This is a genomic window from Heliorestis convoluta (genome assembly GCF_009649955.1).
GTDB lineage: Bacteria > Bacillota > Desulfitobacteriia > Heliobacteriales > Heliobacteriaceae > Heliorestis > Heliorestis convoluta.
This window is the reverse complement of record NZ_CP045875.1, coordinates 2636800-2651177: the sequence shown is the minus strand read 5'-3', so window position 1 is coordinate 2651177 and position 14378 is coordinate 2636800. Positions and strand designations below refer to the sequence as shown.

Here is a 14378-nt window from a genome sequence, read left to right as displayed (position 1 = left end):
ACTTTAACCGCTTATTAAGCAAAGCCAGAATCTCTTTCGTCGTTTGCCCAGCATAATCGTTGGGCAGTCGAATCACAATTTCCGTAACCTTGCCTGTGCTGTGGACGTTGACCTCATACTTAGGTTCAACTTCACTCTCATCAGGTAAGCTCTGAACTTTGACTTTCGATAGAAAGGCAGACCGCTTTTTTCAGCAAAGTAGTGGTTTGTCCAAAAAGATAGGTACTTATCGAAAGTAGCATCCGAACCTTCCAGAAGATAAGCAGAAACTTCTTTTTGCCAGGCTGATAGCTTTAATAGCTTATGTCGTAGGTTGGGCGCATCCCAATTATGGGTGAAATCATCAGGATGAAAACCATTGATCAGATAAATAAACTCATCAGGATCAACATGCGTTAGCTTGAAAAACACCAATAGACGCTCCACAGCATCTTCAGGCATAGCTTCTATATCGCTTAATGTATTGACATAATACTTATCCATCAAAGCAGAATCAGATATTTCTGGTGCCACAAAAGTACGTCCTTCTTCATTAGCCTCAAAGATTTCATCTTGAAAAGCAACTGCAATACAATGACGGCGCAATTCTTCACTCTTCATCTCACCATGCTGAAAAGCTACAGCATGGAACAAAGAGCGATACAAAGTATTGATCTCTTCAGCACTCAGCCACTTATGACCGAACAAAGTCGGTCCTTTAGGAACTTCACAGATAGGAGCAAGCCGCTTGGCAACATGGAAAAGCTCAGTGAAGGAAATATCAAGTACTGGAGCTAGACCATCTAAAACGGTTATCGTCGGCACACCCGTATTAGGATCCCGCAACAAACGAGCTAAGTGGCCAAAGGAAACATTCGCTTCAGCAGCAAGCGATCGAATGGACTTGTTTTTTCTCTTAACCAAACTATTTAGCAATTCATGAAAATTCATTATTCAACATCCTCGTTTTTTTACAATTCATCAAAGCTATGTAGAAAAAATAAAAAAGAGAAAAGCAATAATCACGTGTTGACACGTAGAATACCACAATTTATTATTATACTATCTCGCTCTTTCTCAATTAAATTATAGCAACGGAGGGATATTCAAAGAAAAAAACTTTGAATAATGAAGCCCTGTAAAGTTGCTACACAAAACCTATTATTCAGAGAAGGTGATTAACCATGAGCCAGCCGCTCCAGATCGCTTTAGACACTCAAAGTGCTGAATTTTATAGAGACTTATACAAAAAGAAAGGTCCCAAACCAGTTCGGCAAAAGCTCTTCAAGCACTTAGGCGTTTACCTAAACCCTAAAGAGATTCGCATCCTTCTAGGCCTCGATGAAAACCCTTTACTCCCTGCAAAAGAAGCCAGACAAGTCGCAAAGACCAGTGTAGGCTTAAAATTACCAAACTGGTACATCAACCCCATAACATAAAAGAACTTTGACAAGTACGCTTTGTCAAAGTTCTTTTTCGTTTGTCGCCGAAAAAGAACGAATCGCCAATTATCAACCGATAATTCACCAATCAACAAGCAAGAAGCCTCAATGTTTGTGAAGGTATTCCTCAAGATCCTCTGGTTTGTGTAACTCAAAGATCTTAGCAACTATTGATTAGTTCACCGAAGTTATCTTGGGGAGTCAGTGGTTTTCTTGTCCATCATCTATAACTTGTATCATAAATCATCTCCTAACATAGATTTCCATTATATAGAAATCCATGAATGGTTGTGGTATAATTCAATGAAGTAGGAACTAAAAACAACCACGAAGAAATCTGTTTAAAAGACCCTAAATCAAAAAATGTTCATTTTTTTACTGCTTTTCCATAGAAGGGAGAATAAATATGAGTGATATGAATTATACAGATGAAGAGCTAGAAGCTCTATTAGATGACCTAGAATCTGATCTAGCAGAACGAAAAGAATCTTGGAATGGTGATTCGCCAGAAAAGGGTAGACAGGCTGTCTGTGCCTTTGCTAATGATCTCCCAAATCATGCTAAGCCGGGTGTTTTATTTGTAGGCGCAAAAGATAATGGAGTACCATCAAGCCTCACGATCACAGACAATCTTTTGCAGACATTGGCAGATATAAAAACAGATGGGAATATTCTTCCGCCACCCACAATCATAGTGCAGAAGAGAAAGTTAAAAGGAGATGACATGGCAGTTGTAATCGTACAACCTGCTGATGCGCCACCTGTTAGATACAAAGGCCGAATATGGATTAGAACAGGTCCGCGTAGAGGCATTGCATCGGCTCAAGATGAAAGGATATTAAATGAAAAAAGAAGATTCAGGGATTTGCCTTTTGACATTCAACCGTTACCCTCAACGGATTTATCATCTTTGAATCGCTTACAGTTTGAACAGGAGTATCTACCTTTTGCATTTGCCCCTGAAATACTGAATGCAAATGGACGGAGCTATGAACAAAGATTGGCTGCCTGTCGTATGGTTGTCTCGGCTGATAATCCGACACCAACCATTTTAGGCATACTTGTAATAGGAAATCGTCCGCGTGACTTTATCCCAGGTGCTTATATTCAATTTCTGCGAATTGACGGCACTGAATTTTCCGATCCAATTATAGATGAAGAAGAAATTGATGGAACGATTGGTCAAATGCTTAAGAGGCTTGAAGAAAAGCTAGAAGCACATAATAGGGTTCGTGTAGATATTACGTCGAACAGTTTAGAATCAAGAAAAATTGACTATCCTTTAGCTGCTTTACATCAACTCACTCGGAATGCTGTGATGCATCGGACTTATGAAGGGACAAATGCTCCAGTTCGTTTATTCTGGTTTAATGATCGAATTGAAATAATCAGCCCTGGAGGCCCCTTTGGAGAAGTTACCATTGAAAATTTCGGAAAACCGGGTATCACTGACTATAGAAATCGTCATCTAGCCGATGCAATGCGTGTATATGGCTTAGTACAGCGTTTTGGTGTCGGTATCAGTATTGCTCAGAAAGAATTACAAAGGAATGGAAATGGACCTATAGAGTTTGAGGTTTCACCAACAACAGTATTATGCATTGTGAGGAAGAGAAAATGAAAACACCAGTCATTACTTTTTTTAATAACAAAGGTGGTGTAGGGAAAACTTCCTTAATCTATCACCTTTCTTGGATGTTCGCAGAACAAAACAAACGGGTTATTGCAGCAGACATAGATCCACAAGCCAATTTAACAGCAGCATTTCTAGATGACTTATATTTAGAAGAATTATGGGAAAAAAAGAATGAGGCAAATACAATATTTAGAGCGATCAGCCCGTTAACGGGTGTAGGTGACATTAAAGAGCCTATTCTTAAAAAAATAGAGGAAAACCTCTACTTGATTCCTGGAGATGTAGCTCTTTCTAGTTTTGAAGAAACTTTATCAGAGACATGGCCAGCTAGTATGGGCGATAACAACTTGTTTCGTCCTTTCAGAATACAGACTGCATTCTGGCAAATTATGCAACTAGCAGCAGAAAAGGTAGATGCTGATATTATCTTAGTTGATATTGGTCCAAACTTAGGAGCAATTAATCGTTCAGCTCTAATCTCAACAAACTTTGTAATAATCCCGCTAGGTGCCGATCTGTTCTCGCTTCAAGGACTCAAAAACTTAGGACCAACGGTACGAGCGTGGCGTAATTTATGGAATAAAAGACTGGAGAATTGGAAGAATCCGGAGTTCAATCTACCAAACGGAGAGATGATTCCCGTTGGTTATCTTTGCCAACAACATAGTGTTCGATTAAAAAGACCGGTAAAAGCATATGACAAATGGATCAATCGAATTCCAGCAGTTTATCGGGAAAGTATACTTGAAGAGAAGCCAGTAGATTTAACACCTATAAATGACCCACTGTGTCTTGCTACGATTAAACATTATCGAAGTCTTATTCCATTAGCTCAAGAATATAAAAAACCAATATTTCATTTAACTCCTGCCGATGGGGCGATTGGAAGTCATTCTAATGCAGTTCATGAAGCATATAGGGACTTTGAAGAATTATCAAGAAAAATATTGAAAACTATATCTGCCCTTCGTGATCAACACGAAGGCTCTCTTACAGATTTAGTGATACCACAAATTGATTGACTCGGCTATGCCTTCAACCAAGCGGAAGTATTTTATCCGGTTGGTTTTTTTTTGTGTTCTTAAAATTCCTTTTCAACCAGGACAACCGTCCTGAAAAATATATGTTACAAAAACGCTTTCAAGGTGAGCGTTCATAAATCACCTCGTTGTCCAGAGGCTTATCCTCCAGTGCACACTGATAAAATGGACAACAAGCCCGGCCTATAATGGCGCTTCTGTACAGAAGTAAGGGCACCCCTGCTTTGCTCAAGAGATGATGATAGCCTGAGACTGTCCCACCACATCTGTCACATGGACTATGGCCCCTTATTTTAAGCGCTTATTAAGCAAAGCCAGAATCTCTTTCGTCGTTTGCCCAGCATAATCGTTGGGCAGTCGAATCACGATTTCCGTAACGTTGCCTGTGCTGTGGATATTGACCTCATACTTAGGCTCAACTTCACTCTCATCAGGAAAGCTTTGAACTTTGACTTTCGACAGAAAGGCAGACCGCTTTTTTTCAGCAAAGTAGTGGTTTGTCCAAAAAGATAGGTACTTATCGAAAATAGCTTCCGAGCCTTCCGGAAGATAAGCAGAAACTTCTTTTTGCCAGGCTGCTAGCTTTAATAGCTTATGTCGTAGATTGGGCGCATCCCAATTATGGGTGAAATCATCAGGATGAAAACCATTGATCAGATAAATAAACTCATCTGGATCAACATTCGTTAACTTGAAAAACACCAATAGACGCTCCACAGCATCTTCAGGTGTCGCTTCTATCTCGCTTACTATATTGACATAGTATTTATCCATCAAAGCAGAATCAGACATTTCAGGTGCCACAAAAGTACGTCCTTCTTCATTGCCCTCGAAGATTTCATCTTGAAAAGCAACTGCAATGCAATGACGGCGCAATTCCGCACTCTTCAGCGCACCATCCTGAAAAGCTACAGCATGGAACAAAGAACGGTACAAAGTATTAATCTCTTCACCACTCAGCCACTTATGACCGAACAAAGTCGGTTCTTGAGGAACTTCACAGATAGGAGCAAGCCGCTTGGCAACATGGAAAAGTTCAGTGAAGGAAATATCAAGTACTAGAGCTAGACCATCTAAAACAGTTATCGTCGGTACACCCGTATTAGGATCCCGCAACAAACGAGCTAAGTGGCCAAAGGAAACATTCGCTTCTGCAGCAAGCGATCGAATGGACTTGTTTTTTCTCTTGACCAAACTATTTAGCAATTCATGAAAATTCATTATTCAACATCCTCGTTTTTTTACAATTCATCAAAGCTATGTAGAAAAAATAAAAAAGAAGAAAAGCAATAATCACGTGTTGACACGTAGAATATCACAATTTATTATTATACTATAACGAATCGCAATTATCACTTCGATACCCTTGGCAGAACAGTAAACTAATTTTTCGAAGGAGGACGAAAGCATGGCAAAGACAGAAAAGCTTAACACACCCGATGTCGTGATTGCAATCTCGAACCAAGTAGGTTGTTCACAACGCATGACGCGGCGTATCCTCGATGCCTTTTCAGATTTAGTCTTAACCAACTTGTTAGAAGGCAAGCAACTCTCCCTTGCTTCACTGGGAAAATTCTACGCACGACAAACCCGCCAAGGCAGAAACCCTGGCTCTACTCGTATGGCTTTCAAAGCGACAAAGAAGGTGGCAGAGAGGCTTAGAGGCTAGTTAGTGAACAGGGAGTGGAGGTGTGTGTAGTACTCGACATTGCGGGCAATACAAGCTGGTACAAGCCGAGATAAGCTGATATGCCAGCCTGCTTGGAACCGATGACAGGCTGGTTTCATGGTGTATAGCAGTAGATTCCATTCCAACGTTCATCTAGGTCCTGTTACAGCTTCACGGTAACCTCTCATGCTTGGGCTGATACAACCAAAGATAAACTCTCATTCGCATTAACCTCTGTGGCAGCTTCGTGTTACGACTACTATGTTAGGATTACCGTGTTATCACGTGTTATGCCTACTATATCACGACAAAGAACAGTTCCCCAAGAATAGAAGCCAATAAAAAAAGAAACGCCAGGTCCCAACTGGCGTTTCTTCAACAACTAGAGGTGATAACCCTATGCTCTTTCAGAAAAATAATGCCACAAACCATCCAGTGCGTCAAGAAGTACTTTCAGAACCTACGTCTTCTGTCAAGCCCTTATCTCTTTCACGCAATGAACTCATGGTCTTATCGATGGCAGAAGTAGCAATTGAAGAAGTACAGTGGCTCTGGAAGCCTTATATTCCCCTTGGCAAGATTACTATCTTAGAAGGTGATCCCAGTGAAGGGAAGACATGGCTAGCCCTTGATCTAGCAGCTAGAGTAAGCAATGGACAGCAACATACTTATCCACAACTCCAACTCACAGAACCAGCCAACGTGCTCCTTGCAACAGCAGAAGATGGCTTGGGAGATACCATAAGACCAAGACTAGAGCGCTTACAAGCCGACTGTCACAACATCCACTCAGTCGTAGGTATGAAGATCGGTTCAATAAAGAAAGCTTTCTCCTTTCAGAATCTGAATTTGCTAGAAGAAAAGCTAGATTTCTATCGTCCCAAGCTCGTCATAATAGACCCCTTACAAGCCTTCTTAGGTCCCGGTATAGACATGCACAGAGCCAATGAGACACGGCCAATACTATCTAACCTATCAACCATGGCAGAAACATATCAAACGGCTGTACTTGTCATTCGGCATCTAGCCAAAGCAACAGGCAACAAAGCGATCTACCGTGGCATGGGCTCCATTGACTTTACAGGTGCAGCACGCTCTGTCTTAGCTGTCGGCAAACTCCCAGAACCATCTGAAGAGCGAGTTATGCTCCATCTCAAAAGCAACCTAGCAGAGAAAGGCAAAGGCCAAGCTTTTATGATCGCAGAAGAAGGACTCGTCTGGACTGGTGAGCGAGATGTAGATGCTGATGAGATCATGAACCAAATTCCTCAGAAAGATGGAGCATTGAAAGATGTAGAAGCATTCCTAAGAACTGAACTATCAGAAGGACCAAAAGAAGCGAAAGAAGTACAAGAGAAAGCCCAAGCTCATGGTTTTACGACTTATCAACTCAGAAAAGTTCGTGAGAAGCTGAAAGTGAAATCTTATAAACCATCCGGTGAAGAGAAAAACGCATGCTGGTACTGGGCATTGCCTTAAGGTTTGAACGTCCACTTTGCTTGTAGGTGGATTATTGATTCATGGATACCTGTGGATACCCTGTTGACCTGTTGATGCTTGGCGATAGACGGCTTCTGAGTACCCTATCTCTACTATGAAGGTTGATAAGTTGTGGATGGTTATGTCGTTTCTCTTTGAAGATTGATACTTAATGGCTTGTAAACACCCTGTTGATGCACTGAAGGTTGAGGGCATCTGGATATCTTGTGGGTATCTGTAAGGTTGACCACTTCTGCATGACCTATTGCTAACTTGAAGATTGATAGCTTGTGGATATCCATTAAGCCTCGAAAGTGGACGACTTGTCGAACTTATTGACGACTTGCGAAAATCTCTAAGGGTTCGCAAATCGACAAGTCGACAAGTCGACAAATCGACAGGGTATTTCCAGTGAAATAGAAATTGTAGTAACTCAACGAAGTAAACTTACTTTACCTATTAAAGATAGATAAGTTAAAAAATAACAAATAAGTACATTTAATAAGTAAGTAACTCTTTTTCCATAAAGTAACTCTAAGAAGCTAATTTCTTATTTCACTGGAATAAAAAGTATCGATTCATAGAGAGTTAACGAATCATTGTATATTACCTTAAATAGTAAATCCTGATATGTATTGGTTAGATGTAATTTTAACGTCTTGTCGACTTGTCGATTTGTCGACTTGCGAACCCTTAGGAAATTCGCAAGTCGACACGCAAGTCGTCAAATGACTAGGTTTGGTAATCCATCCCATGATGTTACATCATAGACAGAGCAAGCGAAGAACACATGGGAACGCAACCAGTGAAGGTAATAAGTCAAGCTCAACAAGCTACATGTAACAATTTGCATACTGGTAACGAAGCTAACAACCAAAGCTTACAAAGCTTACAAAGAAGCTGAACATCAAAGCTAACAATGCAAGGTAACTAAGGTAAGGTAACAGGACAACGAGAAAGCAGACAGACCAATGCAATGCATCGAAGAGAAGAGACCAGCTTTGCATGAACTAAAAACAATTAAGCTTTCACCGAGTAGTTGATCGTAAGTCGTGTACCTTTTTCAAAACAAAACAGGGAGTGAAGGGAAGATGCTTTGCTAGGTCACTTCTGGTAGAAGAGATACTCCTCTTTTACCGGAATCAACACCACTTCATTTAACAACTACAGCTAAACTGCCTTAGGCGAAACAAAGCCTTCGCATAACCCTATTTAATAGGAAAGGATTGAATCAAATAAGCCATGAAAAAAGCTTCGTCTAATTTTTTAGAGTCATTTCAAGACTTCCTCCTAGAGCGTGGAGCTTCGCAAAGAACAATAGAAGCTTACACAGAAGACGTCATGTCGTACTGCACATGGCACCAACAGTCACAAGGAAGCATTCCAAAGCCAGAAGAGATCACATCAATAGACCTGCGTGAATACCAGTCCTACCTTCGCAACAATCGCTCCATGAAGCCAGCTAGCTTGAACCGCCGTCTCATCGGACTGAAAAGCTACCTAAAGTGGGCAGAAGAAGTGGGCTACATAGACCGTCTACCCACATTCCCCAAGCTAGCAAGGCAACAGAAAAGCCCACCAAAAGCATTAGAGCGCAAAGAGCAGAACCGCTTGCTTCGCCAGGTTGAAAGAAAAGCAAAAGCAAGAGATACAGCTCTAATCCGCTTGATGCTTTCTTGTGGACTAAGAGTTGGAGAAGTCGTTAGCTTAAAAACCACAGACATAAACATGGGCGAACGACAAGGTTTTGTAACCGTCCGCTCAGGCAAAGGATTCAAGTGGCGAGAAGTCCCTGTTCCCAATGAAGCCAGAAAAGCAATCCAAGAGTGGCTAGAAGAAAGAGAGCAAAAGAAAATAGAGACAGAATGGCTTTTTCCATCAAGAGATTGCCTCAAAGATCCTCTATCAATCCGACGAGTAGAGCAGATCTTAACGGACTACGCCCAAAGATCAGGAATCGAGAATCTAACACCCCACACCCTCCGTCACACAGCAGCCACCAACATGATCCAATCAGGTGCCGATATCGTCACTGTCGCAACGGTACTGGGCCATGAAAGCTTAGACACCACCATGGTTTATACAAGACCAGGCAAGCGTGTTATGACAGAAGCGTTAGAAAAGAGCGAGATGTAGGAGGTGCTGTCCTGGACCAATAAAGTACTTGATTCGTTCTTTCATGGTTAATTTTTTCTGACCAAAGTATACAACCAACTGATTAATGGGCAACTTTTTACGCTTATGAACTTCTAAAGCGTAACGCAACATCCGATAAGGCATGTCCTTCGCATTGTAGCTTTGGAATTCGATATGACAGATAAGTTTCCCTTCTGGTCCATCCATAATGAAAACTTCATCGGAAGCAAAAATTAGCTAAATAACATGCTCAGATACGTCCTCACCCTTTTTTCAGATTGTAACCAATAGAAGCTCAACTACTCGACACAAACTTTGATGAATTACATAGAAAGGTTTAAGAAGGCTTTGAGTTGATTGCAGTGGTGGCCTATTGAGGAAGGCTAGGCTACTCGTGCAGGTTTTGTGCTTCTTATTATGGACAATTTCCAAGCTGTTAAGAAAAGAGCATCATCTTCTTTTTACATAACTTACTATTTATGGTATAATAAAAATAAAAGGCAGGTGTTAAACTTGAAAAAAGAAGAACTGATTAAATTTTGGAGAAATACATCAGACAATGACTTTCGTACTATGATGAACTTATTTAATAGCAATGACTATTCTTGGAGTTTGTAAAAATATACAAGTGAAAGAATTAATGAGATTAAGGAGTTGCGAGAATGGTTGATAGCAATGTTAGAGAAGAAATAAAAAAAATTGTATTGCAATATGCAGAGCAGGTAAACAAAGAGTTTAAGTTAAAAGAGATTTATCTGTATGGTTCCTATATCAAAGGTAACCATACAGAAGACAGTGATATAGATGTTGCTGTGGTTGCAGAAAACTTCACAGGTGATTTGGTTGAAGATACATTTCGTTTAATGAAATTAAGAAGAAAAATAGACTATCGAATTGAGCCTCATCCTTTTTTGGTTGATGATTTTCACGAGAATAATCCAGAGGCCAAAGAAGTTATAAAAAGTGGTTTAAAAGTTGTTTAAGAGTGCTCACCTGGATAAGTCTGTGGAATCCTTTTACCAAACACAATATGCATGGTAAAATATAGATAAAAACTAGAGCAAAGAAGGCGTTGCTTTTGTTTGAAGATATTAGTAAGTGGGAGCATATTGGATTTGGTGGGAAAAGTACTTTAGAGAAAGAAGAGCTTAGGTCTCCTGACAATTTGACGTACCTCATAAAATATCCACGGTCATTCGCGGTAGGTGTTTCCTGGGAAGACATCACAGAATTAATTGCAGCAAAAATTGGTAGAATTTACGGACTAGAGACCATGACTGTTGAAATTGTGGTTCGCCATGGAAAAAGAGGTTGCCTTCTACGCAATTTCGTTGAGGAACAAGGATGTGATATGGCGGAAGAAGGAGGCGCATTATTAAGTAGTTTGACATCTGGTTACTCACTCTTACAAGAATCTTCATTAAACAAAATGGATTTAATTAAAGCTGGATTTCAAATTGTGGAAGAATTTGATTATTGGAGTCAGATAAAAGAAGACTTCATATCAATGCTTATTTTTGATATACTTATTGGCAATCAAGATCGCCATCCTTATAATTGGTCTTTGTTATTTTTTTCGTCCGGTTATGTAAAGTTATCGCCCATTTATGATAATGGAGCATCTCTTGGATTTCGTTTTGATGATCAAAGTCTTCAAGCATATCTCGATAACCCTCAAAAGCTTGATAAATACATAAAGAACACAAAAGTAAAAGCGGGATTGTTTGAAAAGAAAAAAGTAAGTGCAATAGATTTGCTGACATATCTTTCGAAGTACTATCCCGTTGAGTTTGATCGGAATCTTATAAAAATAGAAGCATTCGACATACCTTGTTATGAAGATTTCATTTGCTCACTGGAGTATATTACAAGGTATCAACGGGAATGGCTATTAGCGATAATTCCCTTTCGAATAAAGAAAATTATAGAGTGGGCTCGAATGTTAAAGGAGTGAACTATATTTTGTCTAACGCAGAAGTACTCTGGCTGGCATGGCAAAACCCACGGAGTCGACAATACTATCACGTTGGAACACTAACATTAAAAAATGATCAATATACATTCACCTATACATGGTATGAAAAGGCAGAGAATCGTAAGCTAGAGCATGCTTTACAAGATGGTTACTCACTCCACCCTAGTTTTCCAGACAGACAACGATTATATATCTCTCATAAACTTTTCCCTGCTTTTGATCGTCGGTTGCCCTCGATTGATCGCCTAGATTTCGATTCCATTCTTTCTGATTTAGGCTTGACGAATAACTGCAGTAAAATGGATTTGTTACGACGAACTCGTGGACGCATAGCGAATGACACTTATTCTTTTGAAGAACCGATCTTTATAGATGATAATGGCAATACACTTATTACTTGCTTTGTTCATGGTATGCGGCATCAGAAATTACCTTCCGATTGGCAAAAATACTTGTCCATAAATGATTCAGTACACTTAATGCAAGAACCAGAAAACCCCAGTGATCCTAATGCTATAGCCATTTATACTCACTCAGGTCTCTGTCTGGGATATGTACCTGCTTTTTACACTGAGGCATTGAATTCATTGTTAAATCAAGGAGCTAAAATAAGGGCTTGTATTGAATATGTAAATGAAAAAGCAACAGCCCATTGGTGGGTAAAAATTAAATGTATCAGTACACCTTTTAGTATTGAGGAAAATGCAAACAAAGAAACAAAACGAATGCTTTCATCAGTGCTATCATAAGCCACTCTTGCTCGCCTGGATAAGACTGCCAAGGTAGTCTTATCCAGCAGGGGGGCGTACCCTCATACAACTTAGGATCAATTATGAATAATTCTGAAAATTATACTACAACATAAAACACCTATAACCAAAGGCATCTTCTGGGAACAAAACCCCAGTAGGTGCCTTTTTACTTTAAGCATACCGCACCAAACATCATAAGTGCCTACAAAACCCCCCTGCTATTACCTAGCAATGTAAAAAACAAACCTCAACAAGGGTTCACCTATAACACGACAACGACAAAGCAGACAGACCAATGCAATGCATCGAAGAGGAAAGACCAGCTTTGCATGAGCTAAAAACAATTAAGCTTTCACCGAGTAGTTGGTCGTAAGTCGTGTACCTTTTTCAAAACAGGGAGTGAAGGGGAGATCCTCTATCAATCCGACGAGTAGAGCAGATCTTAACGGACTATGCCCAAAGATCAGGAATCGAGAATCTAACACCCCACACCCTTCGTCACACAGCAGCCACCAACATGATCCAATCAGGTGCCGATATCGTTACTGTGGCAACGGTGCTGGGCCATGAAAGCTTAGACACCACCATGGTTTATACAAGACCAGGCAAGCGAGTTATGATAGAAGCGATGGAAAAAAGCGAGATGTAGGAGTACGCCGAAAAGAAAAGTTGGCAAAGAAAAAGCACAAGCTCCAATAAGCCTGTGCATAGTCCCAATCAGTACGATTTTTAGTGAAGGTATTCCTCAAGATCCTCTGGTTTGTTGAACTCAAAGATCTTAGCAACTAGAACTTGCAATGTCTCAAGCTCCTGCTCTTTAATACGCTCTGAATAGTCAGGCGAGAGCTTTCCGAACTTAGCTGTCAGTTGCTGAATTAGCATTTCTGTTAATGCTTTTCTTTTACCCCGCTCTTCGCCTTTCTTAATAATAAGACGATAGATGGAAGATTCTTCTAAGTTAATCATGTTTTCCACCTCCCGCAAGACTTTTTAATTAATAACGATTCTGTCATGGAAGAGACAGAAAAATTAGTTATGGCGGTAGTTTTGGAAAAGAGCGGGATTGGCTAAGAAAAAGCACAAGTCAACGTGACCTGTGCATACTCAAATTCTTTAATATTAATGAAGAAATTTCTCTAGATCTTCTAGCTTATCCAATTCAAAGATTTTGTCAGTAAGAGTCTGCAACGCCGTTAATTCTTGCTCTTGAATTCGTTCAGCGTAAGTCGGTGATAGCTCACCAAACTTAATTGTGAGCAGACGAATTAGAGCTTCCGACAGCGCTTTCCTTTCACCCCGCTCAATAATAAGACGATAGGTAGAAGACTCTTCTATGTTAATCATGTTTTCCACCTCCGAAAATATTCTTTTAATCAACACTTCATCATGGACAAGACCGGCCAATAAACTTGCTTGCATTAGAACTTGCCTTTTCTCATGAGTAGGTAAAGAACTGTTCAGAATAGCTTCAGTACTTTTGTTTAAATGCTCTTGAGGTTTTTCGTTATAAGATTCTCGATCTACCATAGGCTATCCTTATTTTAACATCTCCAACAAAGACATGAAAGAGAAATAAAGTGCCAGCGCGGCAGTCGTTTTTGTTTTGTCTATTCCCAAGGTCTAAGAGATAGCTTCTTTTCACCGGTAATAGTGAAATACTTACGCATCATTGCGAATCTTACACCCGCTCTTTGACAGAGTGAAGATTTACGCTTAACTGACGTTGTATCATTATTACCTTTCTCATACAGAGCTATCTATAAATGATTCTTCTGCCAAGAGTCTTTTTGAGATTCATAAGGACACGTGCCTTCAGTGAACAGGAACCCAATGGTTACAGGAACCACAAAAAGCAGTTTGCCAGAGGAATCATGTTTTCTTCTAATGAAAAGATGATTTCTATTCGTCGCATTTTTGGAAAGCAGGAGAAAAAAGACTTTACCTATCAATACCAACTATCAAGTAGATGGTCAAGGCTAAAACTGACGTTGTCGCTTTTCCTGTCTTTCACCCTAAAATAGAAATGATGGAGGTAATGACATGACCAGCAAACCCACACAGAAAAAATAACCATTTAATCACAGGTAAGAACAAAAGCAAACAAAAAAACTACGCAAACAACTCCATAACTGCTAAAATAAAAGAAAGGACTTGCACAAAGTAAGAACAATCAACAAAAGAAAAAGAAAAAATATTTCAGGAACAGGCATTCCGAAAAGGAAAAAGATATGATAAAATACAAGCAGATGGAAACCAAATAAAACCATAAA

The 14378-nt window shown here is 39.9% G+C and carries 14 protein-coding genes and 1 pseudogene; 10 read left to right on the top strand and 5 right to left on the bottom strand.

The genetic code is table 11. The features are described 5' to 3' along the window. Nucleotides 1–72: 72 nt before the first annotated feature. The gene (locus FTV88_RS12695) at nt 73–930 is read right to left on the bottom strand and encodes a helix-turn-helix domain-containing protein (RefSeq protein WP_153725954.1); all 858 of its coding nucleotides are present in this window, start codon (nt 928–930) and stop codon (nt 73–75) included. 233 nt (nt 931–1163) lie between these two features. Here FTV88_RS12695 and FTV88_RS12690 point away from each other — a divergent pair, with 233 nt between their 5' ends. The 3 genes from FTV88_RS12690 (at nt 1164) to FTV88_RS12680 (ending at nt 4079) form a co-directional block, all read left to right on the top strand. Further along, entirely contained in the window at nt 1164–1418 is a 255-nt protein-coding gene (locus tag FTV88_RS12690; protein WP_153725953.1) for a hypothetical protein, read from the top strand. Between the two features lie 409 nt (nt 1419–1827). Further along, nucleotides 1828–3042, top strand: coding sequence for an RNA/DNA-binding domain-containing protein (locus FTV88_RS12685; protein ID WP_207707876.1), 1215 nt, complete (start codon nt 1828–1830; stop codon nt 3040–3042). Further along, the gene (locus FTV88_RS12680) at nt 3039–4079 is read left to right on the top strand and encodes a ParA family protein (RefSeq protein ID WP_153725952.1); all 1041 of its coding nucleotides are present in this window, start codon (nt 3039–3041) and stop codon (nt 4077–4079) included. Before FTV88_RS12685 ends, FTV88_RS12680 begins: the two co-directional genes overlap by 4 nt. 306 nt (nt 4080–4385) lie before the next feature. Here the strand turns inward: FTV88_RS12680 and FTV88_RS12675 are convergent, their stop codons facing one another. After that, nucleotides 4386–5318, bottom strand: a complete 933-nt coding sequence (locus FTV88_RS12675; RefSeq protein WP_153725951.1) for a helix-turn-helix domain-containing protein — start codon at nt 5316–5318, stop codon at nt 4386–4388. Between the two features lie 187 nt (nt 5319–5505). Here FTV88_RS12675 and FTV88_RS12670 point away from each other — a divergent pair, with 187 nt between their 5' ends. From FTV88_RS12670 to FTV88_RS12660, 3 genes are all read left to right on the top strand, one after another. Continuing rightward, the gene (locus FTV88_RS12670) at nt 5506–5766 is read left to right on the top strand and encodes an HU family DNA-binding protein (protein WP_153725950.1); all 261 of its coding nucleotides are present in this window, start codon (nt 5506–5508) and stop codon (nt 5764–5766) included. Between the two features lie 399 nt (nt 5767–6165). Continuing rightward, nucleotides 6166–7245: an AAA family ATPase gene (locus FTV88_RS12665; protein ID WP_153725949.1), complete on the top strand. Its 1080-nt coding sequence runs from the start codon at nt 6166–6168 to the stop codon at nt 7243–7245. A gap of 1242 nt (nt 7246–8487) precedes the next feature. Then, nucleotides 8488–9381, top strand: a complete 894-nt coding sequence (locus tag FTV88_RS12660; RefSeq protein ID WP_153725948.1) for a tyrosine-type recombinase/integrase — start codon at nt 8488–8490, stop codon at nt 9379–9381. Here FTV88_RS12660 and FTV88_RS12655 read toward each other — a convergent pair. Further along, on the bottom strand, nt 9361–9588 hold the full coding sequence (locus FTV88_RS12655; protein WP_153725947.1) for an Rpn family recombination-promoting nuclease/putative transposase: 228 nt from the start codon (nt 9586–9588) through the stop codon (nt 9361–9363). The genes FTV88_RS12660 and FTV88_RS12655 overlap by 21 nt on opposite strands. Before the next feature lie 455 nt (nt 9589–10043). Here FTV88_RS12655 and FTV88_RS12650 point away from each other — a divergent pair, with 455 nt between their 5' ends. The 4 genes and pseudogenes from FTV88_RS12650 to FTV88_RS12635 form a co-directional block, all read left to right on the top strand. Continuing rightward, the gene (locus tag FTV88_RS12650; RefSeq protein WP_153725946.1) at nt 10044–10364 is read left to right on the top strand and encodes a nucleotidyltransferase domain-containing protein; all 321 of its coding nucleotides are present in this window, start codon (nt 10044–10046) and stop codon (nt 10362–10364) included. 95 nt (nt 10365–10459) lie between these two features. Beyond that, complete coding sequence (locus FTV88_RS12645; RefSeq protein ID WP_153725945.1) at nt 10460–11335, top strand: HipA domain-containing protein; 876 nt, start codon at nt 10460–10462, stop codon at nt 11333–11335. An 8-nt stretch (nt 11336–11343) separates the two neighbouring features. Continuing rightward, nucleotides 11344–12105 carry an HIRAN domain-containing protein gene (locus tag FTV88_RS12640; RefSeq protein WP_162008043.1) on the top strand — a complete coding sequence of 254 codons (762 nt, stop codon included), beginning with the start codon at nt 11344–11346 and terminating at the stop codon, nt 12103–12105. A 418-nt stretch (nt 12106–12523) separates the two neighbouring features. Further along, a pseudogene (locus FTV88_RS12635) lies at nt 12524–12757 on the top strand (tyrosine-type recombinase/integrase); the annotation flags it as partial. A gap of 80 nt (nt 12758–12837) precedes the next feature. Here FTV88_RS12635 and FTV88_RS12630 read toward each other — a convergent pair. Together FTV88_RS12630 and FTV88_RS12625 are read right to left on the bottom strand one after the other, a co-directional pair. Continuing rightward, entirely contained in the window at nt 12838–13074 is a 237-nt protein-coding gene (locus FTV88_RS12630; protein WP_153725942.1) for a DUF4351 domain-containing protein, read from the bottom strand. Nucleotides 13075–13227: 153 nt separating this feature from the next. Beyond that, the gene (locus tag FTV88_RS12625) at nt 13228–13635 is read right to left on the bottom strand and encodes a DUF4351 domain-containing protein (RefSeq protein ID WP_153725941.1); all 408 of its coding nucleotides are present in this window, start codon (nt 13633–13635) and stop codon (nt 13228–13230) included. Between the last annotated feature and the right edge of the window lie 743 nt (nt 13636–14378).

Excerpts from the sequence above, each read along its gene's own strand:
- FTV88_RS12695 (WP_153725954.1), bottom strand. The coding sequence starts at position 930 with ATGAATTTTCATGAATTGCTAAATAGTTTGGTTAAGAGAAAAAACAAG.
- FTV88_RS12690 (WP_153725953.1), top strand. The coding sequence starts at position 1,164 with ATGAGCCAGCCGCTCCAGATCGCTTTAGACACTCAAAGTGCTGAATTT.
- FTV88_RS12685 (WP_207707876.1), top strand. The coding sequence starts at position 1,828 with ATGAGTGATATGAATTATACAGATGAAGAGCTAGAAGCTCTATTAGAT.
- FTV88_RS12680 (WP_153725952.1), top strand. The coding sequence starts at position 3,039 with ATGAAAACACCAGTCATTACTTTTTTTAATAACAAAGGTGGTGTAGGG.
- FTV88_RS12675 (WP_153725951.1), bottom strand. The coding sequence starts at position 5,318 with ATGAATTTTCATGAATTGCTAAATAGTTTGGTCAAGAGAAAAAACAAG.
- FTV88_RS12670 (WP_153725950.1), top strand. The coding sequence starts at position 5,506 with ATGGCAAAGACAGAAAAGCTTAACACACCCGATGTCGTGATTGCAATC.
- FTV88_RS12665 (WP_153725949.1), top strand. The coding sequence starts at position 6,166 with ATGCTCTTTCAGAAAAATAATGCCACAAACCATCCAGTGCGTCAAGAA.
- FTV88_RS12660 (WP_153725948.1), top strand. The coding sequence starts at position 8,488 with ATGAAAAAAGCTTCGTCTAATTTTTTAGAGTCATTTCAAGACTTCCTC.
- FTV88_RS12655 (WP_153725947.1), bottom strand. The coding sequence starts at position 9,588 with ATGGATGGACCAGAAGGGAAACTTATCTGTCATATCGAATTCCAAAGC.
- FTV88_RS12650 (WP_153725946.1), top strand. The coding sequence starts at position 10,044 with ATGGTTGATAGCAATGTTAGAGAAGAAATAAAAAAAATTGTATTGCAA.
- FTV88_RS12630 (WP_153725942.1), bottom strand. The coding sequence starts at position 13,074 with ATGATTAACTTAGAAGAATCTTCCATCTATCGTCTTATTATTAAGAAA.
- FTV88_RS12625 (WP_153725941.1), bottom strand. The coding sequence starts at position 13,635 with ATGGTAGATCGAGAATCTTATAACGAAAAACCTCAAGAGCATTTAAAC.